The organism is Paenibacillus sp. J14, from assembly GCF_000518465.1.
Taxonomy (GTDB): domain Bacteria; phylum Bacillota; class Bacilli; order Paenibacillales; family Paenibacillaceae; genus Fontibacillus; species Fontibacillus barengoltzii.
This window is the reverse complement of record NZ_JADQ01000014.1, coordinates 39,797-64,459: the sequence shown is the minus strand read 5'-3', so window position 1 is coordinate 64,459 and position 24,663 is coordinate 39,797. Positions and strand designations below refer to the sequence as shown.

General features: G+C 53.0%; 29 protein-coding genes and 1 riboswitch. Of the genes, 23 read left to right on the top strand and 6 right to left on the bottom strand.

Annotation, left to right across the window (positions count from 1 at the left end):
- Positions 1–2 precede the first annotated feature (2 nt).
- Genes M891_RS0107390 through lipB form a run of 3 tightly spaced genes read left to right on the top strand, consistent with a single transcriptional unit; the run spans position 3 to position 3,125 of the window.
- Positions 3–989 (top strand): alpha-ketoacid dehydrogenase subunit beta, encoded by a 987-nt coding sequence (locus M891_RS0107390; protein ID WP_016311726.1) that lies wholly within the window; start codon positions 3–5, stop codon positions 987–989.
- Between the two features lie 18 nt (positions 990–1,007).
- Entirely contained in the window at positions 1,008–2,408 is a 1,401-nt protein-coding gene (locus M891_RS0107385; RefSeq protein WP_028538362.1) for a dihydrolipoamide acetyltransferase family protein, read from the top strand.
- A 30-nt stretch (positions 2,409–2,438) separates the two neighbouring features.
- Positions 2,439–3,125, top strand: a complete 687-nt coding sequence (lipB, locus tag M891_RS0107380) for a lipoyl(octanoyl) transferase LipB (protein ID WP_028538361.1) — start codon at positions 2,439–2,441, stop codon at positions 3,123–3,125.
- Between the two features lie 21 nt (positions 3,126–3,146).
- On the opposite strand, the gene prli42 is transcribed toward lipB, so the two are convergent.
- A complete protein-coding gene (prli42, locus tag M891_RS25265; RefSeq protein ID WP_127575074.1) occupies positions 3,147–3,245 on the bottom strand; it encodes a stressosome-associated protein Prli42 in 99 nt (32 codons plus the stop codon).
- A gap of 75 nt (positions 3,246–3,320) precedes the next feature.
- On the opposite strand from prli42, the gene M891_RS0107370 reads away from it, so the two are divergent.
- A complete protein-coding gene (locus tag M891_RS0107370) occupies positions 3,321–4,451 on the top strand; it encodes a M20/M25/M40 family metallo-hydrolase (RefSeq protein ID WP_028538360.1) in 1,131 nt (376 codons plus the stop codon).
- 81 nt (positions 4,452–4,532) lie between these two features.
- Here M891_RS0107370 and M891_RS0107365 read toward each other — a convergent pair whose 3' ends face one another.
- Both M891_RS0107365 and mciZ read right to left on the bottom strand, forming a co-directional pair.
- Positions 4,533–5,096 (bottom strand): tetratricopeptide repeat protein, encoded by a 564-nt coding sequence (locus tag M891_RS0107365; RefSeq protein WP_028538359.1) that lies wholly within the window; start codon positions 5,094–5,096, stop codon positions 4,533–4,535.
- A 3-nt stretch (positions 5,097–5,099) separates the two neighbouring features.
- Positions 5,100–5,279, bottom strand: coding sequence for a Z-ring formation inhibitor MciZ (gene mciZ, locus M891_RS23470; protein ID WP_036699636.1), 180 nt, complete (start codon positions 5,277–5,279; stop codon positions 5,100–5,102).
- Between the two features lie 108 nt (positions 5,280–5,387).
- Between mciZ and M891_RS0107355 the strand changes: the two genes are divergently transcribed.
- From M891_RS0107355 to sigF, 13 genes are all read left to right on the top strand, one after another.
- Entirely contained in the window at positions 5,388–5,954 is a 567-nt protein-coding gene (locus tag M891_RS0107355; protein ID WP_084628835.1) for an NUDIX hydrolase, read from the top strand.
- Positions 5,951–7,159, top strand: coding sequence for an endonuclease Q family protein (locus M891_RS0107350; protein WP_028538357.1), 1,209 nt, complete (start codon positions 5,951–5,953; stop codon positions 7,157–7,159). Before M891_RS0107355 ends, M891_RS0107350 begins: the two co-directional genes overlap by 4 nt.
- 103 nt (positions 7,160–7,262) lie before the next feature.
- A complete protein-coding gene (spoIIM, locus tag M891_RS0107345; protein ID WP_374700816.1) occupies positions 7,263–7,886 on the top strand; it encodes a stage II sporulation protein M in 624 nt (207 codons plus the stop codon).
- A 230-nt stretch (positions 7,887–8,116) separates the two neighbouring features.
- The gene (gene fur, locus M891_RS0107340) at positions 8,117–8,590 is read left to right on the top strand and encodes a ferric iron uptake transcriptional regulator (protein WP_009225814.1); all 474 of its coding nucleotides are present in this window, start codon (positions 8,117–8,119) and stop codon (positions 8,588–8,590) included.
- Positions 8,591–8,765: 175 nt separating this feature from the next.
- Positions 8,766–9,023, top strand: a complete 258-nt coding sequence (locus M891_RS0107335) for a DUF4227 family protein (RefSeq protein ID WP_016311736.1) — start codon at positions 8,766–8,768, stop codon at positions 9,021–9,023.
- Positions 9,024–9,128: 105 nt separating this feature from the next.
- Complete coding sequence (gene xerD, locus M891_RS23465; RefSeq protein WP_036699632.1) at positions 9,129–10,073, top strand: site-specific tyrosine recombinase XerD; 945 nt, start codon at positions 9,129–9,131, stop codon at positions 10,071–10,073.
- Positions 10,074–10,133: 60 nt separating this feature from the next.
- Positions 10,134–11,321, top strand: a complete 1,188-nt coding sequence (gene deoB, locus M891_RS0107325; RefSeq protein ID WP_028538354.1) for a phosphopentomutase — start codon at positions 10,134–10,136, stop codon at positions 11,319–11,321.
- Between the two features lie 51 nt (positions 11,322–11,372).
- Positions 11,373–12,209 carry a purine-nucleoside phosphorylase gene (locus M891_RS0107320; RefSeq protein WP_028538353.1) on the top strand — a complete coding sequence of 279 codons (837 nt, stop codon included), beginning with the start codon at positions 11,373–11,375 and terminating at the stop codon, positions 12,207–12,209.
- Between the two features lie 21 nt (positions 12,210–12,230).
- Positions 12,231–13,562 carry a pyrimidine-nucleoside phosphorylase gene (locus M891_RS0107315; protein ID WP_028538352.1) on the top strand — a complete coding sequence of 444 codons (1,332 nt, stop codon included), beginning with the start codon at positions 12,231–12,233 and terminating at the stop codon, positions 13,560–13,562.
- Between the two features lie 266 nt (positions 13,563–13,828).
- Positions 13,829–15,019, top strand: coding sequence for a D-alanyl-D-alanine carboxypeptidase family protein (locus tag M891_RS0107310; protein WP_009225820.1), 1,191 nt, complete (start codon positions 13,829–13,831; stop codon positions 15,017–15,019).
- 90 nt (positions 15,020–15,109) lie between these two features.
- Positions 15,110–15,463 (top strand): anti-sigma F factor antagonist, encoded by a 354-nt coding sequence (gene spoIIAA, locus M891_RS0107305; RefSeq protein ID WP_009225821.1) that lies wholly within the window; start codon positions 15,110–15,112, stop codon positions 15,461–15,463.
- A 29-nt stretch (positions 15,464–15,492) separates the two neighbouring features.
- Positions 15,493–15,921: an anti-sigma F factor gene (gene spoIIAB, locus M891_RS0107300; RefSeq protein ID WP_036624713.1), complete on the top strand. Its 429-nt coding sequence runs from the start codon at positions 15,493–15,495 to the stop codon at positions 15,919–15,921.
- 11 nt (positions 15,922–15,932) lie between these two features.
- The gene (gene sigF, locus M891_RS0107295) at positions 15,933–16,688 is read left to right on the top strand and encodes an RNA polymerase sporulation sigma factor SigF (RefSeq protein ID WP_009225823.1); all 756 of its coding nucleotides are present in this window, start codon (positions 15,933–15,935) and stop codon (positions 16,686–16,688) included.
- Between the two features lie 78 nt (positions 16,689–16,766).
- Here the strand turns inward: sigF and M891_RS0107290 are convergent, their stop codons facing one another.
- Together M891_RS0107290 and M891_RS0107285 are read right to left on the bottom strand one after the other, a co-directional pair.
- Positions 16,767–17,309: a chromate transporter gene (locus tag M891_RS0107290; protein ID WP_016311743.1), complete on the bottom strand. Its 543-nt coding sequence runs from the start codon at positions 17,307–17,309 to the stop codon at positions 16,767–16,769.
- Positions 17,306–17,884, bottom strand: coding sequence for a chromate transporter (locus M891_RS0107285; protein WP_028538351.1), 579 nt, complete (start codon positions 17,882–17,884; stop codon positions 17,306–17,308). Before M891_RS0107285 ends, M891_RS0107290 begins: the two co-directional genes overlap by 4 nt.
- Before the next feature lie 246 nt (positions 17,885–18,130).
- Between M891_RS0107285 and deoD the strand changes: the two genes are divergently transcribed.
- From deoD to M891_RS0107255, 6 genes are all read left to right on the top strand, one after another.
- Positions 18,131–18,838, top strand: a complete 708-nt coding sequence (deoD, locus tag M891_RS0107280; protein ID WP_028538350.1) for a purine-nucleoside phosphorylase — start codon at positions 18,131–18,133, stop codon at positions 18,836–18,838.
- A 138-nt stretch (positions 18,839–18,976) separates the two neighbouring features.
- Complete coding sequence (locus M891_RS0107275) at positions 18,977–19,618, top strand: stage V sporulation protein AA (protein WP_028538349.1); 642 nt, start codon at positions 18,977–18,979, stop codon at positions 19,616–19,618.
- The gene (locus M891_RS0107270) at positions 19,618–20,040 is read left to right on the top strand and encodes a stage V sporulation protein AB (RefSeq protein ID WP_016311746.1); all 423 of its coding nucleotides are present in this window, start codon (positions 19,618–19,620) and stop codon (positions 20,038–20,040) included. Before M891_RS0107275 ends, M891_RS0107270 begins: the two co-directional genes overlap by 1 nt.
- Before the next feature lie 46 nt (positions 20,041–20,086).
- Entirely contained in the window at positions 20,087–21,712 is a 1,626-nt protein-coding gene (locus M891_RS0107265) for a spore germination protein (protein ID WP_371859485.1), read from the top strand.
- 112 nt (positions 21,713–21,824) lie between these two features.
- Entirely contained in the window at positions 21,825–23,153 is a 1,329-nt protein-coding gene (gene lysA, locus M891_RS0107260; protein ID WP_028538347.1) for a diaminopimelate decarboxylase, read from the top strand.
- A gap of 141 nt (positions 23,154–23,294) precedes the next feature.
- Positions 23,295–23,732 (top strand): peptidylprolyl isomerase, encoded by a 438-nt coding sequence (locus M891_RS0107255; RefSeq protein WP_016311749.1) that lies wholly within the window; start codon positions 23,295–23,297, stop codon positions 23,730–23,732.
- Positions 23,733–23,802: 70 nt separating this feature from the next.
- Here M891_RS0107255 and tlp read toward each other — a convergent pair whose 3' ends face one another.
- Positions 23,803–24,030, bottom strand: a complete 228-nt coding sequence (gene tlp, locus M891_RS0107250; RefSeq protein ID WP_016311750.1) for a small acid-soluble spore protein Tlp — start codon at positions 24,028–24,030, stop codon at positions 23,803–23,805.
- A gap of 187 nt (positions 24,031–24,217) precedes the next feature.
- Positions 24,218–24,381, top strand: a riboswitch (FMN riboswitch).
- Positions 24,382–24,663 lie beyond the last annotated feature (282 nt).

The following is a 24,663-nucleotide window of genomic DNA, read 5'->3' as shown; positions in this document are numbered from 1 at the left end:
TCATGCCGGTGATGGAATATATCGACGCGATTCGTCTGGCCATGAAGGAAGAAATGGAGCGGGACGAAAGCGTGTTTGTTCTGGGGGAAGACGTCGGCGTTAAGGGCGGCGTGTTCACCACAACGAAAGGGCTGCAGGAGCAGTTCGGTGAAATGCGCGTCATCGATACGCCGCTGGCGGAATCGGCCATTGCCGGTGTTGCGATTGGTGCAGCGATGTATGGTCTGAAGCCGATCGCAGAAATGCAATATTCGGACTTTATGCTGCCGGCGACGAACCAGATTATTAACGAAGCGGCGAAAATTCGCTATCGTTCCAACAACGACTGGAATTGCCCGGTTGTGGTCCGCGCTCCAATCGGCGGCGGGATTTTTGGCGGGTTGTACCATTCCCAATGTCCGGAATCGATTTTCTTCGGTACCCCGGGGCTGAAGATCGTTGCCCCTTATTCCGCTTATGATGCCAAAGGCTTGCTGAAGGCAGCGATCCGCGACCCCGATCCGGTGTTGTTCTTTGAGAATAAGAAATGTTATAAGCTCATCAAGGAAGAGGTGCCGGAGGACGATTATATCGTTCCGATCGGCAAAGCGAAGGTGCTGCGGGAAGGCGATGACATTACGGTTATAAGCTACAGCTTGCCGCTGCATTTTGCGATGCAGGCTGCGGAAGAGCTGGCGGCAGAGCAAGGGATCAGCTCCCACATTCTTGATTTGCGCACGCTGCAGCCTCTGGACCGCGAAGCTATTATTGAGGCTGCCCGCAAGACAGGCAAGGTCCTAATTATCCATGAGGATAATAAAACCGGCGGTATTGGTGCAGAAGTATCGGCGATTATTTCTGAAGAGTGCTTGTTCGAGTTGGATGCTCCGATTGCAAGACTGTGCGGACCGGACGTTCCGGCGATGCCGATTAGCCCTCCGATGGAGAAGTTCTTTATGCTTAGCAAAGATAAGGTCAAAGAAGCGATGCTTCAATTGGCGCTTTATTGATTGGGAGTGAGGATACGAATGTCATCCAATAAAACATTGATAGACGTGCAATTACCCCAGCTCGCCGAATCGCTTGTCTCGGCGACGATCGGGAAATGGCTGAAGAAGCCGGGGGATCCCGTTGAACAATACGAGCCGATCCTTGAGGTTATTACGGACAAAGTTAATGCGGAAATCCCTTCGACGGTCGACGGTGTAATGGGCGAGCTGCTAGCAGAAGAAGGGCAAGAGGTTCAGGTTGGTGCCGTGATCTGTCGGATCGAGACGGCGAACGCGGCTGCTGATGCGCCAGCCGGCGACTCAGCGGTGAATGAAGCTGCCCGTTCTGCTGCCGGCGCGGCAAGTGCGGGGGAACAGCCCGATCAGTCGCAGCGCCACCGGTATTCGCCGGCCGTGCAGACGTTAGCTGCCCAACACGGGATTGATCTGCGGCAAATTACGGGCACGGGGCTTGGCGGACGGATTACGCGGAAGGATGTGCTGGCTTACATCGAGCAAGGCGGCCGCGGCAGTGTTGCTGCGCCACCAGCACCGGCAGCAACGACGGCTGCTGCACCGTCCGTGCCGCTGCAGTCAGCGCCAGCAGCGTCTTCAGCTACACCGGTGTCGCAGCGCGTGATCCCGGCCGTGATCAACGATGCTCCGGGTCCGGTGCGTCATTCCGGCTTGCACTTGACGGAGAACCCGCCGATCCCAACCATCGAGGTGGAAGGGGGCGACCGTTCCGAGTATTTTATCGACGTAACCCCGATCCGCAACACGATCGCAACCCGGATGCGCCAAAGTGTGTCGGAAATTCCACACGGCTGGATGATGATCGAGGTCGACGTGACCAACCTGGTCCAGCTGCGTAACAAGATCAAGCAGGAGTTTATGCAGAAGGAAGGCGTCAATCTGACGTACCTGGCTTTCCTGCTGAAGGCGGTTGTAGGAGCCATCAAGGATTATCCGATCATGAACTCGGTATGGGCTGTGGACAAGATCATCGTCAAACGCGATATCAATATCTCCCTTGCCGTTGGGACCGAGGATTCGGTACTGACGCCGGTCATCAAGAAGGCCGATCAGAAAAATATCGCAGGTCTGGCACGGGAAATCGAGGAGCTGGCAACGAAGGTCCGCTCCGGCAAGTTGAAGCTGGAAGACATGCAGGGCGGCACGTTTACGGTGAACAATACCGGTTCCTTTGGTTCCATTTTGACGCAACCGATTATCAATTACCCGCAAGCCGCGATTCTGACGTTTGAGTCGATCGTGAAGCGGCCGGTTGTGATCAACGATATGATTGCCGTCCGTTCGATGGCTAATCTGTGCCTGTCCTTGGACCACCGGATTTTGGACGGTGTAATTTGCGGCCGCTTTATGCAGCGGGTGAAGGAAAATATGGAAAGCTACAATTTGGACACGCAGGTATATTGAACGTAACATAAGAATCGAGGCGACAATGCGATGAACGAAGGCTTGACAGTACGCTATTATCCGATGATGGAATATGGGGAAGCCTGGGATTTGCAGAAACGGCTCATTAAAGAGATGGATGCACAGCAGCAGGGAGAACACCTGCTGCTGTTGCAGCATCCGCCGACCTATACGATAGGCTCCCAAAACCATCCTGAACATTTGCTCCTAAGCCCTGAGCAACTGCAGGAGCGGGGCATTGCTGTGTTTGAAATCGATCGCGGGGGAGATATTACATACCATGGCCCCGGGCAGCTAGTTGGCTATCCGCTGCTTCGGTTAGAGGCCGGGCGCGGGCTGGATTTGCACGGGTATTTGCGCCAGCTGGAGCAGGTGATTATCGATTATTTGGCCGAGTTTGGCATCGAAGGCTCACGTAAACCGGAATATACCGGAGTGTGGGTTGGTGACGTGAAAATTTGTGCGATTGGCGTCAAGTTCAACAAATGCAGGCATCATCGAGGTTTTATTACGAGCCACGGCTTTGCTTTTAATGTGAAGTCTGGTATTCAAGAGGAAGGCTTTCGCGGAATAATACCTTGCGGGATTCAAGAATACGGGGTGACCTCGCTCGAAGACGTGACTGGCCGCTCATTTACGGTTGAGCAAGTCGCAAGGGAAATCGTTCCGAAGTTTAACGCGATATTTGGGCGTTCGGGGGCTTGGGTCGAGGCTTAAGCAGCCCCCAAAGCGGGTTGGTTAGCGAATGAAGAAGGGTTCTAGGAAAGCGATCAGCGTTGAAGCCAGCATGGCAAACAACATCAAATATACGACGATTCTCATTGTATTTTTGCGCATCATGGTAACTCCTTTGACTTAAACGTATATTATTCTCACTCTTATTATCGTATCGAAGAAAGCGAGGAAAGTCCAATGATTAACGAGGAACGCCTCATCGGACAATTTCTGGAGCTGGTGCAGGTGGACAGCGAAACGAAACACGAGCGCCAAATAGCCGATGTGTTAAAACAGAAATTCAGCGAATTGGGACTGGACGTTGTAGAGGACGGTTCGGCGGCAGAGACGGGACATGGCGCCGGGAACCTGATCGCTACGCTGAAAGCTAGTGAAGGCGTGTCCGCGGAACCCTTCCTGTTCACCTGCCACATGGATACCGTTACTCCGGGCAAAGGGATTAAACCGATTGTTGGGGAGGACGGATGGATTCGCAGCGACGGCACGACGATCCTTGGAGCGGACGACAAAGCGGGTGTAGCGGTGCTGCTGGAGCTGATTCAAGTTCTTCAGGAGAAGCAAATTCCACACGGACAAATCCAGTTTGTCATCTCGGCTGGCGAGGAATCGAGCCTGCGCGGGGCACGGGCGCTGGAGGCACAGTATGTTGATGCGAAGTTCGGGTTCGCGATCGACACCGGCGGTGAAGTAGGCACGATTTGCATCGGCGCTCCCACACAGGCGCGAGTAGAAATCGAGATTTACGGCAAAGCGGCTCATGCCGGTGTCAATCCGGAAGACGGCATCAGCGCAATTCAGGTCGCGGGCAAGGCGTTGGCACGTATGAAGCTCGGGCGTATTGACGCAGAGACAACCGCTAACATCGGCAAGTTTGAAGGCGGCGGTGCGACGAACATCGTACCGGATCACGTCATCTTATATGGCGAAGCACGCAGCATGTCCCAAGAGAAGGTCGACAAGCAGCTTCAGGACATGAAGGAAGCGATGGAATCCGCATGCCGCGACTTTGGAGCCAAGGGAGAATTCCGCAGCGAGGTGCTGTATCGGGCATTCCGGATCCCGGAGGAAGCCCCTGTGCTGCGGATCGCCAAGCAAGCGGCGGCTGCGCTCGGGCTTGCGGGAACGACGTTTACGACCGGCGGCGGCAGCGACGCGAATGTCTTTAATAGCCTGGGGATTCCAACGGTGAATTTGGCGATCGGCTATGAGGACATCCATACGACCAGCGAAAGAATCAAGAAGGACGATCTCGTAAAAACAGCGCAGTTTGCGCTGGAGATCGTACGCCAATCGGTATCCTCCTCTTGATCCCTTAAAGAATGTCAGAATGCCCGGTGCGACCAATGCGCACCGGGTTTTATTTTGTATATTCTCTACCATTAATTCACATTAATGCAGCCGAGTAGACGATTTGGCCGGGAAGTGACGAACCTGCGTAGTACTCCACTTGGTATGCCAGCCTGAAGCTTGAATCAAGTTCAGAGCTTGGTGGAAATCGTCTAAATATTTGCATATTTTCTCCTGCTCATATTTTGGCGGGTGATACAGTTGGATTCGTCGCTCGAGATTGGTGATCGCGAGTTGCAAGTAACAGGAGGCTGCACCGAAACGAGCTGCTGCGAAATCGGGATTCTGCTCAGCAAGTGCTTCAAAGATGGGAGCGGCTTCTTCGTAATTTCTCTCATCATAACAAATCTCTGCCCAAATCAGACTTAGCTCCAAGAAGGGGGGAGTGGGCTCGCGAAGCAACCGAGGTTCGATCTGCAGCAGCCGTTCTTTGGCTAGTGCGACATAACCTTCTTTATATAAAGACTGGATCAGCTCGCTAAGCAAATAGTTGTCCATCTGCCCCGCTAGCTGTTCAGCAACGTCAATCCGACCTGTGGATACGGCATTCTGGATCATTTCTACGAGTTTTCCCATATTTTTAAGCTGTCCGGTAGGACTGCGCATTTTTCACCCCCTCCTTTTATTAACCGATTTTCCCTTAACTGAATAACTATTTTGATAGGAATGAATCAAATCCGTGATTTTTACGTCACGTCCTGATTCTTTTTTCCATTGGGACAGCAGAAGGCGAATCTGCCAAGCTTTACCCTGAGCGCGTACACGGTCTTCCGTAAAATAGCTTTTCATAAGGGGGCTCCTTTCCGAACGGTTTGGTATAATAACACCATATGTCTCGTGTGGACAAGTTATGTATGATTGGAACGGTTGATGACACGATTAAGGGAGGAACAAGAAATGGCGGCTAACGATAAATTAAAGGAAACCACGGTTTCCACAGAGTCGATCTTCCAGGGGAGAGTGATCTCCTTGCAATTGGATACTGTCAAACTGCCGGACGGCACGACGGCAACCCGTGAAATTGTGAAGCATCCGGGTGCGGTTGCTGTGCTGGCGGTGCATGAGGGACGTTTGTTGCTGGTGGACCAATATCGCCAAGCGATGGGCCGATGTGAATTAGAGATTCCGGCGGGTAAATTGGAGCCAGGCGAAGATCCTGCGGAGGCAGCGGTCCGTGAGCTGCAGGAGGAGACCGGGTATCGCTGCGATAAATTGATTCATTTGCACTCCTTTTACACTTCGCCGGGGTTCGCAGATGAAATCATTCATCTCTACTTGGCCGAGCAGTTGAGTCCGGGAGAGATGTCGCTGGATGCGGACGAATTCCTTGAAGTTCAGGAAGTGACGCTGGAGGAGGCGCTTGACCTCATTTCGGAGGGGCGGATTGCGGATGCCAAAACGATTCTGGCAGTGTATATCTGGCAGCTGAAGGTTGTGCGCGAACAGGCAGGGGCAAGATTATGATCTCAAGTTCCACGACCACCTCGGCCGAGCTTACGACCGTATTCGCCGATTTGCATATTCACATCGGACGAACCGGGCGAGGGGAGCCGGTGAAGATCAGCGGCAGCCGTGATCTGACCTTTGCCGGGATCGCCAAGGAGGCTGCAAAGCGCAAAGGGATCGGGTTGGTTGGTATCATTGACTGTCATGCCCCAGGGGTGCAAGAGGATATCGACCGGTGCCTGGAGCAGGGGGAAATGCAGGAGCTGAAGGAGGGCGGCATCGCCTATCAAGGGACGACGATTCTGCTGGGATGTGAACTGGAAATCCGAGAACCGGGGATGGGGCCGGCGCATTTGCTTGCTTTTTTCCCACACCTGGAGACGATTCGCGGCTTTACTGAATGGCTGAAAGCAAGAATGAAAAATGTGGGGTTAAGCTCGCAGCGCGTGTACGCTCCGGCGGTTACGCTGCAGGAAGAGGTGTATGCCCGCGGCGGTATGATCATTCCGGCCCATATTTTCACGCCGCATCGCAGCATTTACGGAAGCTGCGCTCCTCGAATGTCGAATGTGCTGGATCTCTCCCTGATCAGCGCGGTGGAGCTGGGGCTCAGCGCGGATACGGAGATGGCCGGATTGATCAGTGAGCTTGATCCTTTTCCGATTTTAACCAATTCCGACGCACATTCGCTGGGCAAAATCGGTCGGGAGTATAATGAACTGCGCTTGAAGGAAGCGAGTTATCATGAATTCGTGAAGGCTCTTCGGCGTGAAGAGGGGCGGTTGGTGGCCGGCAACTACGGACTAAATCCGCGTCTTGGCAAATATCATCGAACATACTGCAGCAACTGTAACTATATCATCGATGAGGCCGAAGCTAATGTAGAACGATGTCCCTATTGCGGCAGCCCGAAGCTGGTGCGAGGCGTGCTGGACCGCATTCGCTCGATCGCCGATCGCGCGGAACCCAGTGTACCGCGGTATCGTCCGCCGTATCATTACCAAGTTCCCCTGGAGTTTATCCCGGGCCTGGGACCGGCAAAATTAGAGCTGCTGCTGGACAGGTTCGGCACGGAGATGAACATTTTGCATCACGTGCCAGAGGAGGAACTGGCTGAGGCGGTGGGTATGGATCTGGCCCAGCTTATTGGCATGGCCCGCAGCGGCAGGCTCGAACTTAGTGCAGGCGGCGGGGGAATATACGGCAAAGTGAAAAAATCTTAATCTAGCGGCGGCGGTCTCGACATGCGGAAGGCATAAACAGGGAGGCTAGTTCATAGGGATAAGATAAGACCTTATAGAACAAGCTAGGAGGCAAAACTCGATGCTGCACCCAATTCGCCATGCGCTTAAAGATCAAACGCCGCTATATGTTTTTGTTTCCGTGCTGTTTTTAATGGGCGTCGTATTCGGTGCGCTCATGGTCAACGCATTAACATTGGAACAACAACAGGATATCTCCCGATTTTTAGGTGATTTCTTTCTATCGATCAACGAAGGCGGGTCCGAATTTCAACCGATGACGTTCTGGCAAGTTGCCGGGTTACATCTAAAATGGCTAGGTCTGATCTGGCTGTTGGGATTATCCGTAATTGGGCTTCCGGGGATCTTGATTCTCGATTTTTTAAAAGGGGTATTAATTGGCTTCACCGTCGGCTATTTGGTTGGCCAATATACATGGAAGGGGCTGCTGTTTTCCCTCGTTTCCGTAGCGCCGCATAATCTGATTGTGATTCCAGCCCTGCTGATCGCCAGCGTCGCAGCGGTGAGCTTCTCGCTCAACATCATTCGCTCGCGTGTGTTGATGAGCCGTCCCGGCCAGGCTACCCGGCCTTTCCTGTCGTATACAGGGCTGACGTTGGCCATGGCAGTGGCGCTGCTTGCCATCTCCTCGTTCGAGACATGGGTGACGCCGGTGATGATGAGTTGGGTGACGCCGTTGATTGCATGAGTTTGTGCCTGTGTAGAAAAATACATCCCCCGCACCTGGCTGCTGGCCTGGACGGGGGATATTCGTTTTTTCTAGCACGTTCTACTAATTTTTAAAACATCCTGGTGATAAGGATTCCCTCAGATTTTGCAATCTACCAAAATGTTTGACTTTGTTGAATATCTCCCCCTATAATGAAAGAAGTGGTCATGAACTTATTGGATGTGCGGCAAGGCTGGGGGAGGGATAACATGGAAGCAAAGATCGAAAAAATCAAACAGCAGTTACAATCCCACGGTTACAAATTGACGCCCCAGCGGGAAGCCACGGTACGCGTTTTGCTCGAAAATGAAGATGATCATCTGAGTGCGGAAGATGTTTTCATGCTCGTCAAAGACAAGGCACCGGAGATCGGCCTGGCCACGGTCTATCGAACATTGGAATTGCTCAGCGAGCTTCACGTTGTGGAGAAGATCAACTTCGGCGACGGTGTAGCCCGGTACGACTTGCGTACCGATACGACTAAACATCATCACCACCATTTGATCTGTGTTCAGTGTGGGGCAATGGATGAAATTCGCGAGGATTGGCTTGGACCGCTCGAGGAACGCTTGGAGAAGGAATTCAATTTTACGGTGCTCGATCACCGGTTGGATTTTCAAGGCATTTGTTACCGATGCAAGGACAAGAACAACGATTCGCCTGGAACAGACAATAAGAAATAACTTCGTTAAGCCGAGCTCTTTACGGCCCTGCCGTAGGGAGCTTTTTACGTTGCCTTGCACGAGGGAACGCCGCGTAAGCCGCATCATCTATGAAGTCATTTCCGCATACTCCCTAGTCTCTCTCTATATACTTAATACATAGGGTGTCCTAGCAGACAAGCAGGCGCCTCCACCAATGATAGAGAGGATGGGGTTCATGGTCATCTCGCTTCGAAAATGGCTCAGAACAGGGAAATATTTGATCCTGTTTGTTGCTCTTGCGTATACTTTTTATAAGGCGTTAGGACTGCTGGACGATGTTCTCTTTCGTGAGGACAAGTACCGCGTACCCGAAGGCTCTGCGGTGAAAGTATTTTATGAAGGCGTACCCGGAAATAACATGATGGAGAACATGACGGAGCGGCTGAAGTTATTTTTCTGGTATGGAGAGTAGTTCATTAGCTGGACAGCAGGGAAATTTAGCAAGAGTGTGGAAATAGTAATCAAGGCGGATGGCTGAGGATATTGCATTTGATAACCAGGAAAGGAGGCGCAGCGCATGGAAAGGGATGCGGCCTCTTTTATTTCGTTTTTGGCCGGGCAACGGGCATTAAGTGAAGCAACGCGGGAGTCCTATGCGCGGGATCTCAAGCAGTACATAAGCTATTTGCAATCGAAGCAGGTCAGCGATTACCGCCAAGTGACTCGTGCGGGCATCTTGCTCTATTTCGCTTACTTGAAAGATCTCGGCAAGGCGCCGGCAACGATTCAACGCGTATCTGTCACCCTTCGCGCTTTCTTTCGGTATTTACTGCAGGAACGGCGGATTGACCAGGATCCCTTCATCATGTTGGAGGTGCCCAAAGTCGAAAAAAAACCGCCGCAAACCCTCACCGTAGAGGAAACCGAACGGCTGCTGGAGGCCCCAAAGCCCGACACACCATTAGGCTTAAGGGACAAGGCGATGCTTGAGCTGCTCTATGCAACCGGCATCCGCGTTTCCGAGCTGATCGCGCTCAACCAGAACGATGTGAACCTGGAGCTTCACTTTCTTAGGTGCACCGGGGATCGAGGGAAGGAACGCATTCTTCCGTTTGGAGAAGTCACCGCGGAATGGCTTGATATGTATTTAAGGGAAGGACGCAGCCGTCTGATTTTGGAGGATAAGGAGAACCCGGCTCTTTTTCCGAATCGTCGGGGCGGGCGGATTAGCCGGCAAGGTTTCTGGAAGATAATGAAGAAATATGGCCAGGAAGCCGGGATCACGGCCGATATTACGCCGCATACCTTGCGTCATTCCTTCGCCGTCCATCTATTGGAGCGGGGAGCGGACGTGAGGTCGGTCCAGGAGCTGCTCGGGCATTCCGATGCCTCCACAATTCAAATGTATGTAAGTCGTTCAAGGTCCAATCTGAAGACGGTTTACGACGCCTTTCATCCGCGGGCCATGCGGGAGGCGAAAGCGCCGGAAGCCGTTCATGAAGGGGAACCGAAGGATCATTAGAATGGTTTCCCTTCTGGGAAGGGATAACTAAAGCTGCATAGATTAAAGGAGTGATAGAAGATGGAAAACGGAAATCGTTTTAGAAAAATGACCGTCATCGTCCTCGACAGCGTGGGGATCGGTGAACTGCCGGACGCCAAAAAATTTGGTGACGAAGGTGCACATACCTTGGGGCATATTTTGCAAACCGTACCCGGTACGAAGCTGCCGAACTTGCAAAAATTAGGACTTGGCAATATCGCGGCGCTGCCGAATCTGGATCCGGTGGACGAGCCGCTCGCTTACTTCGGGAAAATGGCAGAGATCTCTGCGGGCAAAGATACAATGACCGGCCACTGGGAATTGATGGGCCTGAAGATTGAAACGCCGTTCCAAACGTATCCGAATGGCTTCCCGCGCGATTTGATCGCTCGCTTCGAGCAGGAAACGGGACGTAAAATTATTGGCAACAAGCCAGCCTCCGGTACGGAAATTTTGGTGGAGCTCGGCGAAGAGCATATGAAAACCGGAAGCTGGATCGTCTACACTTCGGCGGACAGCGTATTTCAAATTGCAGCCCATGAAGAGATCATTCCGCTGCCAGAGCTGTACCGGGCTTGCGAAATCGCTCGTCGGCTGACGCTGGAGCCGGAGCATTCCGTTGGGCGCGTTATCGCCCGTCCGTTTGTTGGTCAACCAGGAAACTTCCAACGTACGCCAAACCGCCACGATTATGCGGTGAAACCGCCGGAACCAACCGTACTCAACGCGCTGAAAAATGCCGGCAAGGAAGTGGTGGCCATCGGGAAGATCGGCGATATTTTCTCCGGGGAAGGAATTACTGCTTCGTATCCAACGAAGAGCAACCAGCACGGAATTGAAGAAACGCTGCAGCGGATCGGCCAGGACTTCACCGGCATGCTGTTTACGAACCTGGTGGATTTCGACTCCTTGTACGGCCATCGCCGTGACCCGCAGGGCTACGCTCGTGCGCTGGAGGAGTTTGATGCGGCAGTACCAGATTTGCTGAAAAATGTAGGCGAGAACGACTTGCTGATCATTACGGCTGACCACGGTAACGACCCGATTCATGCCGGAACGGACCATACTCGCGAATATGTGCCATTGCTTGTTTATGGGCCAAGCTTGAAGAAGCCGGGCAGCCTGGGCATCCGTGCGACGTATGCCGACTTGGCCGCAACGATCGCCGACAATTTCGGGGTCCATGCCACCGAGCACGGAAAGAGCTTCTTACACGAACTCGTATAAGCGCAGAAGCTCAACTGTCATTTATAGCTTGTGAACCAGGAGGATTACGATATGACGACGACATTAAACATTGGAATGATCCGGGAAGCAGCAGATTATATCCGTTCCCGGTCGGCGCTTACGCCAAAGGTAGGATTAATCCTGGGCTCTGGATTAGGCGTACTGGCCGATCATATTGAAGAGCCCGTCAGCATCAACTACAGCGATATCCCGTTTTTCCCTCAGTCGACGGTTGAGGGACATGCAGGCGAGCTGTTGATCGGGACGGTACAGGGTACGCCGGTTGTGCTTATGAAAGGCCGCTTCCACATGTACGAAGGGTACGGGCCGGAGATGACGGCTTTCCCGGTACGGGTCATGAAGGAGCTGGGCGTCAAAACGCTGCTGGTCACGAATGCAGCTGGCGGGGTCAACACATCCTATGAGCCGGGAGATCTGATGCTGATCTCCGACCATTTGAATCTCACAGGCCGTAATCCGTTGGTAGGGCCAAACGACGAGGAGCTGGGGCCGCGCTTCCCGGACATGTCCCAAGCGTACAGCCGTCGTCTGCGCGAGATTGCACGGAAAGTCGCTGCCGACAAGGGAGTGCCTCTGCAAGAAGGCGTCTATGCTGGCTTGTTGGGCCCAACCTATGAGACGCCAGCGGAAATCCGCATGCTGCGGACGCTGGGTGCCGATGCCGTCGGGATGTCCACGGTTTCGGAAACGATCGTTGCCCGCCATGCTGGCATCGAGGTGCTGGGGATTTCCTGCATCAGCAACATGGCGGCAGGTATTTTGGACCAACCGTTGTCCCATCAGGAGGTTATGGAGACGACCGAGCGCGTGCGTGAGAAGTTTCTAAGCCTTGTGTTGTCCATTATCCCGGAGATTGGCGAAGCTTAAGAAGAACGGAGGCAAGGAGCGATGAGAGCGGTAGATCTGATCCGTAAAAAAAGGGACGGCCAGGAGCTGACGAGCGAAGAAATCGCCTTCTTGGTCAAAGGGTACAGCGAGGGGCAAATCCCCGATTACCAAATGTCCGCATGGGCGATGGCCGTTTATTATCAAGGGATGAGCGCCCGGGAGACGGCCGACCTGACGATGGCAATGGCCGGTTCCGGAGATACGATTGACCTTAGCTCCATCCGTGGCATTAAGGTCGATAAGCATTCAACGGGCGGAGTTGGCGATAAAACCACCGTCGTCTTAGGCCCGCTTGTGGCGGCCGCCGGCGTACCGGTTGCGAAGATGTCCGGCCGGGGGCTCGGGCATACCGGCGGGACGATCGACAAGCTGGAAGCGATCTCCGGATTCTCTGTGGAGCTTACGAAGGAGCAATTTTTCCGCCAGGTGAACGAAATCGGCCTTGCGGTCGTCGGCCAAAGCGGCAATATGACACCAGCCGACAAGAAGCTGTATGCGCTGCGGGATGTCACCGCGACGGTCGATTCCATCCCGCTGATCGCCAGCAGCGTCATGAGCAAGAAGATCGCTGCTGGTGCGGACGCCATCGTGCTGGACGTTAAGACCGGCAGCGGCGCGTTCATGAAGACGCTGGAGGACTCGATCCGTCTAGCCAAGGCCATGGTGGATATCGGCACGCAGGTCGGACGCCGCACGGTTGCCGTGATTAGTGACATGGACCAGCCGCTGGGCCATGCAATCGGCAACGCGCTGGAGATCAAGGAAGCCGTGGCAACGCTGCGCGGGGATGGACCGGCCGATCTCGAGGAGGTCTGCCTGATTCTGGCGTCCCATATGCTGATTCTCGGCGGCAAGGCATCAAGCGAGGAAGAGGCGAAGGCGATGCTAGCCGAGCAGATTAAGAGCGGTCAAGCGCTGGAAAAGCTGAAGCAAATGGTTGCGGCGCAGGGCGGTAACACGGAGCAAATCGGCCGCCCAGAGCTGCTGCCTGAAGCAGAGCTGAAGGTGGATGTGAAGGCAACTGCGGGCGGATATGTTGAATCGATTCAGGCCGAGGAGATTGGCCTCGCCGCCATGATGCTCGGAGCGGGCCGGGAGACGAAGGAATCCGTCATTGATCTGGCTGCCGGCGTAGAGCTGCGCAAGAAAATCGGCGATCCGGTTGAGGCAGGCGAAACGCTGGCGGTGCTGCATCTGAACCGCAGCCATGAGACGGGCCTCGCGGAGGCACAGCGGCGCATTCTTAACGCGTATGGCATTTCCAGTACGAAGGTGCCGCGTCGCCCGCTGGTGTTCGCACTGGTAACGCCAGACGGGATTAAGCGATTCTGAGCGAGGGACGCAGACGACGTAGTCATATTCATAAGATAACGGAATCATATGGCCTTATTTTGGCTAAACGACGGGGTGTGGACATACGCCTCAAATGATCAAAATAAGGCCATCAACTTCTCTTATTTTAGAGGATTGGGGCATTTACGCCAAAGAAATCAAACGCCTAAAAGGCGTTTTTTCTTTTTGCACAGGAATATTATTCCTCTTTCATGCCGATACTAGGTTAGCAGAATCCAGACTTATGTCTAGAAGGAGGATAAACCTTGAAAAGACGGATGTTGACCTGGTTTGCCGCGTTCGTATTGGCCGTATCGGTGTGGCCGACCTACACCAGTGCTAATCATGGCGGTCCGCATGACGGGGATGATGAAATCGCATTGGCGGAAAATGCGTTGTCCGCCGTCTTAATCGATGCCGATACCGGCACAGTAATTTATGAGAAGAAGAGTCATGAGAAGCTGCCACCTGCCAGCATCACCAAAATCATGACGATGTTGCTGACCATGGAGGCGATCGATAACGGCACGCTGAAGCTGACCGATAAGGTGACGACAAGCGAATATGCGGCATCGATGGGCGGCTCGCAGATCTTTCTGGAGCCGGGCGAAACGATGACTGTGGATGAGCTGTTGAAGGGCGTGGCTATGGCGTCTGGGAACGATGCGTCCGTGGCGCTTGCCGAGAAGATCGCCGGCTCGGAAAAAGCCTTCGTCAAAATGATGAACGAGCGAGCGCAGCAGCTGGGACTCAAGGATACGCATTTTGCGAACTGCAACGGCTTGCCGGTGGCGGACCATTATAGCTCAGCTTACGATATCGCCATCATGAGCCGGGAGCTGCTGAAGCATGAGGAGATTACGAAATATACCGGGGCGTATCAGGATTATTTGCGCCAAGGCACCGAGAAGCCGTTCTGGCTCGTGAATACGAACAAACTCGTGCGCTTCTACAGCGGGGCAGACGGCCTGAAAACCGGCTATACCTCGGAAGCGAAGTTCTGCCTGGCCGCTACCGCAAAACGTGACGGACTTCGCCTGATCGCTGTAGTGCTGGGCGAGCCGAATACTAAAACGCGGAACAGCGAAGTCTCGGCGATGTTCGATTACGCCTTCTCGCAATACGCGTTGCTGCCGATTTATCAAGCCGGGGAAACGATTGGCAAGGTGAAGGTGCAGAAGGGGATGAGCGCCCAGCTGGAGCTGACCGCCGCCAAACCGCTGAATGTACTGGTCAAAAAGGGTGTGAAGCAAGACAGCATCACGCATAAGTTGATCGCACCAGAAAAGCTTGCAGCACCGATTAAAGCCGGTCAAACGATCGGCAAGCTGGTCGTCTATCAGGATGGCCGCACGTTGACAGAGTTCGAGCTGACCGCCCCTGCGGACATTGATAAAGCCGGCTGGTGGACATTGTTCAAGCGAACCGCGGCACACTTGTTTTTTGTAGATTCATAGGGCTTTTCTTCTAGTTTTGTCAGGCGGCAGGAATCCGGCCTGAGGTCGTAGAATTGTTGTGTTCATGTCTAGGGAGGAGAGTGAACAGGCGTGAATTTGCATGTGGAAATGGTAAGACACCGCGAGACATTAATTGTACGCTTGAGCGGGGAATTGGATCATCATACGGCGGACAACGTCCGCATGCGGATGGATGAAGAAATCGCCCGCGGGAACTGCCGCAATCTGGTGTTAAGCCTCAAAGAGCTGCAGTTTATGGATAGCTCCGGCATCGGCGTCATCCTCGGAAGATATAAGCTGATCAAGCAAAAGGGCGGGAAGATGGTCGTATGTGACGTCAACCCGCCGGTATATCGACTGCTGGAAATGTCGGGATTGTTTAAAATTATGTCCATCTTCGAAAACGAGGATCTGGCGCTGACGGAACTGGAGGTGGCCCTGTGAGTACCAACGCGAATCAAGCCGGGAATTTCATGAAACTTCAATTTGCCGCGAAGTCCGAAAATGAATCGTTTGCCCGGGTGACCGTCGCTGCCTTCGTTTCTCAGCTGGATCCTACGATGGATGAAATCACCGACTTGAAGACGGTGGTTTCGGAAGCGGTCACCAATTCCATCATCCACGGATATGACGGGAACCCGGAAGGGATTGTCACCATCTCTGCTTCCATTGAGGGCGATACGGTGACCTTGATCATCGAGGATCAAGGCCGAGGTATTGAGGATGTGGAATTGGCGAAGCAGCCGCTTTATACGTCGAAGCCGGAACTGGAGCGCTCGGGGATGGGCTTTACGATTATGGAAAATTTTATGGATGAATTCGATGTGACCAGCGAGATTGGCGGGGGCACGCGCATTCGGATGAAGAAGCGGATTGTATCCAAGAAAGCTTTATACAATTAGGGGTTGGAGCTATGGATGCCGAAGTGAAGCAAATCTCGAGAGAGTTTTTGGACGACACGGAAGTGAAACGGTTGATCGCCCTGAGTCAATCCGGGGACAACGCTGCTAGAGACCGGCTGGTGAACTGCAACATTCGACTTGTCTGGTCCGTCGTGCAGCGGTTTATGAATCGGGGATACGAACCCGAGGATTTGTTTCAAATCGGCTGTATCGGCCTGCTGAAGTCGGTGGACAAGTTTGATCTCAGCTATGATGTGAAGTTTTCTACGTATGCGGTGCCGATGATCATCGGGGAAATTCAGCGGTTCCTGCGCGATGACGGGACGCTGAAGGTCAGCCGTTCATTGAAGGAGATGGCGAACAAGGTTCGCAAGAAGAAGGATGAACTGTCCAAACAGCTGGGCCGGCTTCCAACCGTCAAGGAAGTTGCCGATGAGCTGGGTGTTACACCCGAGGATGTCGTGTTTGCCCAAGAGGCGAACAAACCGCCGGCATCCATTCACGAAACCGTATTTGAAAATGATGGCGATCCGATCACACTGATGGATCAAATTGCTGACGAGACCCAGGAGCGCTGGTTCGACAAGCTGGCGCTACATGAAGCGATCGACGGCTTAACCGACCGGGAACGTCTTATCGTGTACCTTAGGTACTATCGCGACCAGACCCAATCAGAGGTGGCGACCCGGCTTGGGATATCCCAGGTTCAGGTGTCCAGGCTCGAGAAAAAAATATTGCAAAGCATTCGCGACCAGATCGCGCAATGAAAGGGCAAGCCCTTCGGACAGCGTCAGCCTTCAACGGCGCGCTGAACCGAGGGGCTTGTGTATTGATACAGACCGCGCTTAAACATAATGCTGGAGCACTACTCCACCGTAAATGAACGCCGCTACGATGACAATGGCTGGATGAATTTTACGGCGCTCCATTGCCCAGAACGCGATGGCTGCGATCACCAGCGTCTGCCAGATGCCGATCGTGCCCATGGGCTCCTTGGCCATCTGCCACGTGAGGGTGATCATCATAACCGCAATCACCGGCTGCACGAGCAAGGTCATCCCTTTGACGATGCTGGATTGGCGGTATTTGGCAAGCAGGCGCAGCAGCAGAATGAGGCCAATTGCTGAGGGCAGCACGGTGCCTATCAACGCGAGTCCAAGGCCAACCCAACCGCCGACCTCAAAGCCTACGTAGGCGGCGATTTTGGTAGCGATGGGGCCTGGTAAGGCGTTACCGAGGGCAAGCATATTGGAAAATTCCGCATCCGACAACCAATGGTAGTGGGGCACGATCTCCTGGTACATTAACGGGATGGAGGAGGGGCCTCCACCATAGCCCAACAGATTGGCGATCAGGAAGCCAATCAACAAGTTCAGCCAATCAATCATAGATGATCTCCTTCCCGGTCCGGCCGTTTCCGCTTGTTGCGGAAACGTGCGATCGCTCGGAAATGTACAGCCCCATAGCCAAGGAACAGCACGATCACGAGCGCTGGATGAACTTCTAAGATCTCCAGCAGCAATAGAGCCAGAAGCATAAACAGAATGCCGGCGATGATGCCGAGGCCTTTGATTCCTTTTTTCGCAAACTCATAAGCCATCACTCCGAGCATGACGGCGATTACGGGCGAGACAGCGGCGATCATGCCTTTTACGACGCGAGACCCCGCTAGAAGATTTACAGCTGAGAGCAGCAGAAGCATCGCCAGGACACTAGGTAAGATGTGCATGATCACTGCATAGGACGCGCCCAGGATCCCCCTGCGTTTATAGCCCAGGTAGGCAGCCATCTTCGTTGCAATAGGGCCGGGCAAAGCGTTAGCAATGGCGAGAATTTCGCCAAACTCTTCATCACCCAGCCACTGATAACGCTTGACGGCATCGTGCCGGATCAAGGGGATGACGGAAGGCCCGCCACCGTAACCTAACACGCCGGTTCTAACCATGGATACACCTAGGTCCATATAATCTTTCAGATGAGGTTTCAAGCGGTTCCCTCCTTTGTACTTAAGTTACCCGACTTCGTCCAATCCTAGAATAACCAATCAATCCTATTATAGAGGCAAGGGGAGGAACGCGGTGAAAAATGTGCATTAATACATCAATACGGTTCTGCGGTGATTGCATCCATGTACGTGGTTTGTTGCATCCTATATAATAAAGAGCGTTGATAACAATACCAAAATTGGAAGCAAGGGAGATACCAGAACATGAGTGTACATATCGCAGCAAAACCGGGAGAAATTGCCGAAACGATTCTGCTGCCTGGAGATCCGCTCCGGGCTAAATTTATCGCCGAGACGTATTTGAGCGACGTCATCTGTTATAACGAAGTGCGCGGCATGCTTGGCTTTACCGGAACGTATCAAGGAAAACGAATTTCCGTTCAAGGGACCGGCATGGGCATCCCATCGATCTCAATCTATGTGAATGAGCTGTTGAAGGAATACGGTGTCAAAAATCTGATCCGCGTGGGAACATGCGGCGGCATGCAGCCGCATGTACATGTGCGTGACGTGATTTTGGCTCAAGCTTCTTGTACCGATTCCAGCATGAACCGCCATGTCTTTAGCGGTTACGACTTTGCGCCGATTGCGAACTTCGAGCTGCTGAAGGCAGCATATGAGCGCGGTGTGGAGAAAGGGTTGAAGCTGCATGTCGGTAACATTTTCAGCTCGGATATGTTCTATCGCGACGATACAAGCGTAACTCAGCTGCTGATGAAATACGGCGTGTTAGGCGTTGAAATGGAAACCACGGCCCTCTACACCTTGGCTGCCAAATACGGCGTGAAGGCGTTGACGATTCTAACCGTCAGCGACCATCTGCTGACGGGAGAGGAGACGACGGCGGAGGAACGGCAAACGACGTTTAGGCAAATGATGGAAGTGGCTCTGGATACGGCAGCATCGCTGTAATCCCAGAACCATCGAATTAAGCATGGGAACGGATGCGTGAGCATATGTCCCATGCTTTTTTTGCGTGCAAAGAGTAAGAGTAAAGCCTCTCCTCCCTTGGCATACTATGGGCAATACGCTAGTGGAAGGGTGGTCAGCATGGAGAAAGAGTCTGCGTCCATCGTCTATTTGCGTCTGCGCAAGCAAGTCGGGCTTCCCGCTGGGGCGCCGATTCGGCTGCGGGACGTAGCCCGTGTGCTGGCAGAGCCGGAGCTGGAGGGCAAGCTGCTGGAGCTGGAGTTGGACCGGCCGGAGCAACGGGATGGGAATCTGATCGTGATTGATACGCTGCGGGTCATTTCGGCGATTCAATCGAAGTTTCCCGGGCTGCGGATTGAGTTGCTTGGCGAGCCCCATGTACTCGTGGAAATGATCAAAGCCGAGAAGAAACCGTCTTTGCTGCTGTTTGCCTTAGTTTGGCTGCTGCTCTTCTTCGGAGCGGCCTTGACCATCATGAACTTTCACGCCGACGTCAGCATGCCCGAGGTTCAGGTCCGAATCGTGGAGATGATCACGGGGGAGAAGGACGAGCATCCTTACCTGTTTCAAGGGGCCTATTCCGTAGGCATCGGTTTTGGGATGATCGTCTTCTTTAATCATTTATTTAAGAAAAAATGGAACGAGGAACCCACCCCGCTTGAAGTCGAAATGTTCCTCTACCAGGAGAACCTGAACCAATACGTCGTTGCCGAAGAGTTAAAGAAAATGCACCGTGCCGACTCGTCGGCGAAGCGAAACTGATGTCACCACTAGCTGCGGGGTTGGCGATCTTCCTAGGCCTGGCCGGCGGTGTGGCCATTGGCAGCGGCGTGATCGCTTTATTTATCGTGCTGGACATGATTCCGCGCCTAGCCCAGGTGACAAATTCCTATGACAAGGTGCATTGGTACGAAGGGGCGATGATCGCCGGAGCGGTGATTGGTACGGTAGCGGACTTCTGGGACTGGAAGGTGGCTGGGCCATGGCTGATTACCGGCATCGTTGGTTTGTTTAACGGCGTTTTTGTCGGGATGTTGGCGGCGGCTTTGACCGAGGTGCTGAACGTGCTTCCCATACTTGCCAAGAGACTGCATATGCAGCGATACCTGTTTGGCTTCTTGCTCGCGATGGTGTTTGGCAAAATGGCAGGCTCCCTGTTTGAGTGGTTTATTTACAGACCGTGATTTGAAGAAACGGAGGTAGATCTGGATGGAGCAAGATACGCAGGATATGATGCAGGACGGAATGGATCAGCCGCAGGCGATCCCGGATTTCGTACCTGAGGAAGAAGAAAATTTTCTGCAGGAGAATTATCCGGAAGAGGAAGCGATTCGACGAAAACGCGAATCGGAGCGGTCCGACAACGTTGAGGAGTCGGTGATCTATTGGCAGCAAAGCGATGCGATCAGCCGCAGTCTGACGACAACCAAGCATACGCTGAAGGAAGTCATCGGGGCGGGGGAGAGCTTTGACGTTGTATTCCGTGAAATGACTTATGGCGGCAAACGCACCTGCTTGGTCTTCATTAATGGATTTGCAAGCACCGAAGCCATGCAGGAGATCATTAAGCGGTTGACGTATTTGACGCCGGAGAATTTAACAACCGGAGCGCTCCGCTCCTTCTTCGAACTCTATATACCTCATGTTCAGGTAGAAAAAACAGAGAAGCTCAGCGATGCCATCAATAAAACGTTAGCCGGCATGAGCGTGCTGTTTATTGAAGGCGAGCAAACCGCGCTGATTATGGATACCCGGCAGTACCCAACTCGTAGTCCGGAGGAACCTTCGCTGGAGCGCGTCGTCCGCGGCTCGCGGGACGGATTCACGGAGACCTTGGTGACCAACATTACCTTGGTTCGCCGTCGGCTACGTGACCCGGGACTGAAGTTGGAAATGGTCAGCGTCGGCCGCCGGACCCGCACCGACGTCTGCATCGCCTACATCGATGATATCGTCGATAAGACTCAAGTTGATTCGATCCGTGAGAAAATTAAAGCCGTGAACATCGACGGGATACCTCTGGCGGACAAGCAGTTGGAGGAAGCGATCATTCACCGAGGCTGGAATCCGTATCCGCTGGTACGCTACTCGGAACGGCCGGATGTCGTTGCTTCGCATTTGCTTGAAGGCCGGGTTGTCGTGTTCGTGGATACATCGCCCAGCGTGATGATTTTGCCGACGACCTTTTTTGATCTTTGCCAGCATGCGGAAGAGAACCGGCAAACCCCATTCATGGGGACTTACTTACGTTGGGTTCGCTTCTTTGGGATATTCGCCTCGCTCTTTCTGCTGCCCATTTGGCTGCTGATCGTTGTTCATCCCGAGTTCAAACCGGCGGGGCTTGCCTTTATCGGACCTCAGGAACAAGGTAAAATCCCTCTTATTGCCCAATTCCTATTAGTCGAGTTTGGTGTTGATTTGATGCGGATGGCGGCTGTGCACACGCCAACGCCGCTGGCCTCCGCGATGGGCTTGATCGCTGCGATCTTGATCGGCGATATCGCCGTACAGACGGGGTTATTCGTCAACGAGGTTGTTCTTTACATGGCGGTAGCGGCTATCGGGATGTTTGCAACGCCAAGCTATGAGCTGGGGCTGGCCAATCGGATCGTGCGGCTCGCATTGCTTGTGGCCGTGGCGATATTCGGCGCACCTGGGTTTGTAGTAGGGGTTACGGCGTTTATCGTATGGCTGACCCTGCGCCGCTCGAATAATTCGTCCTACTTGTGGCCGTTTATACCTTTTAATGCAAAGGCGATGGCTGGGGTAATATTCCGCGTTCCAGTCTTGACCTCCAAGCAAAGACCGTCCTCCAACAAACCGCGGGACAACACGCGAATGCCGGGCAAAAAGTGAGGCCTGGGCTTGTTTAACAAATAACACAAATGATAATCCGAAAAATCCATTTTTCAGTTTCCCGGTTGTTTGCTATACTGGTGTAAAATTGTGAAAGTGGAGGACTGCATAGATGTATTTACACGGTACCAGCAAAATTAATGCAAAAGGCCATCTCGAAATCGGCGGCTGTGATACGGTCGAGTTGAAGCAAACCTATGGAACGCCGCTGTATGTCGTAGATGAAGCTCTTGTGCGGCAAAGATGCCGTGAATATATGGATGCTTTCCGTGCATCGGGCCTGTCTTTCCAGGTCGCTTATGCCAGCAAAGCATTCTGCGTCATGGCGATGTGCCGGCTGGCCGAGGAGGAGGGCTTGTCCCTGGATGTTGTCTCCGAGGGTGAATTGTATACGGCCCTTCAAGCGGGATTTCCTGCGCAGCGAATCCATTTTCATGGCAACAACAAGACGCCAGATGAATTGGAGATGGCAATTTCCGCCGGGATTGGCTGTTTCGTAGCGGACAATTTTACGGAGTTGCATATGCTGCAGGCGCTTGCCGCTGAGAAAGGCGTTACGGTGAATGTCCTGCTGCGCGTAACACCAGGGGTGGAAGCCCATACGCATGAATATATTTCAACGGGTCAGACGGACTCGAAGTTCGGGTTTGATATCGGCAACGGTTCGGCATTGGAAGCCGTTGATTTGGCTAACCGCAGCTTGAATTTGCAATTGCTTGGCGTGCATTCGCATATCGGCTCGCAAATTTTTGAGGTGGAAGGGTTCCAGTTGGCCGTTGAGCGTGTTGCGGCTTTTGCAATGCAGGTGAAGGATCAGCTTGGTGTGACCTTCAAGGTGGTTAACCTAGGTGGCGGCTTTGGCATTCGTTATACGGAAGGCGACACGCCGTTGAAGGTGTCTGATTACGTAGGAGCGATTACGGATGCAGTGAAACGGGAGTTCGCGAATTATCCGCAGCTTCCGGAAATTTGGGTTGAACCGGGTCGGAGCATCGTTGGTGATGCCGGCACAACGCTGTATACGGTAGGTACAAGCAAGGATATCCCTGGCGTGCGTAAATATGTGGCCGTTGATGGTGGGATGACGGACAACCCACGTCCGGCGCTGTACGGTTCGAAATATGAGGCAATGTTAGCCAACCGCGCCAACGATGCCAATGAGGAGACCGTGTCGATCGCCGGTAAATGCTGCGAAAGCGGCGATATGCTGATTTGGGACGTAGAGCTGCCGAAGGTGAACAGCGGCGATCTGCTCGCCGTATCTTGCACCGGTGCGTACAACTACGCGATGGCCAGCAACTACAACCGGATTCGTCGTCCGGCCGTCGTATTCGTGCAAGACGGACGCAGTGATCTCGTCGTGAAGCGCGAGTCGTTGCAGGATCTGCTCGCTTGTGACGTGATTCCAGAACGGATTGCGAAGCAGCCATCGCTGAAATAAGCAGGAACTTATGTAACAGCAAGGCCTGAGAGGGAGCGAATTGTCGTTTCCTATCAGGCTTTGTTTTGCTTGTATGCGGATTTTCTAGTAAACTGTAAGAGGTTTGTCCTAGACGTTGATGAAGAAGGGTGTGTATACGATATGAAAAAAGGTAAAATCGTTTTGGAAAAAGGCGGAGAAGTCGAAATTCAGTTCCTGCCTGAAGAAGCTCCTGGAACGGTCGCAAACTTTGAGAAGCTGGCCAACTCCGGATTTTATAACGGACTTACGTTCCATCGCGTGATCCCAGGGTTTGTTGCACAAGGCGGCTGCCCGATCGGCAACGGCACAGGCGGCCCAGGGTATACGATCAAATGCGAAACGGATACCAATGTGACGAAGCATGAGCGCGGGGTATTATCGATGGCCCATGCCGGCAAAGACACCGGCGGCAGCCAGTTCTTTATCGTCTATGAACCGCAGCCGCATTTGGACGGCGTGCATACCGTTTTCGGTAAAGTGACATCGGGGATGGAGTACGTGGATCAAATTCGTCCCGGGGATAAAATGAAAGAAGTTACCGTCTGGGACGAAGCTTAATTTAATTCGCAAACTTAAAAGGGCCCTCGCTATGCCAAGTTGGCATGAGCGGGGCCCCTTTTTCGTTGGTTTAGGAATTTCTTTGGTGGGCGGCTTCGTCTTTCACTTCTTCACGGAAGCCCTCGATGGCGCGCAGTCGTTTCTCGTTCTTCTCCTCGATTTGCTGCTTCTCCTGAGGGGAGATTTCATCAGCATGCTCGCTGAGATAATCTTGTCCTTCACGGAAGTTCTTAATCGTGTTTTGGATGTTGCGTTGAATCTTTTCCACATTGTCGGAGCGATTATCCGGTTTTGCCACGTTCATTCCTCCTGAGAAATAGAATTGGTTATCGATATCGTTCTTAAGGTTGGCTCTTTGGGCCAGTTTTTATGCACTCTGCAAGAACCGCGAGGAAGAAGGGGATTGGTGCTGTGACAGGTGTGCTTGATTTTTTACAAAATTAGTGCTAACATTCGTCTTGCAGTCATGCAAAATCTAATAATTAGCAATCCTTCGGGGCAGGGTGAAATTCCCTACCGACGGTGATGGCTCATTGGACGGTCCGTTCGATGAAGCACAAGTCCGTGACCCGCAGTGCTTACGTAAGCATGCGGCTGAGCCGGTGAGATTCCGGGACCGACAGTATAGTCTGGATGGGAGAAGGAAACGCGAGAGCACATACGTTATTTTATTTGCGAAGGTGTTCGTACCTAAAGAGCTTCAAACGATCAAGTTATATTTTTCACATACCTTGGGTGGTGAAGAGTCTTGACGTTGCCAAGCTTTCGTTTTGGTCTATTTGTCGTTTTGTACGATTTTAGGGTCGTGTTTTGGCGACAGTGGGTAGACGAAAGTGCTCTTTTTGATAGGCGTAAAACTACTCTCATGTTCAGCCCTGCCGGATTGCGGCAGGGTTGTTTTTGTATTCTTCGCTTCACGGATTGGCGTAAG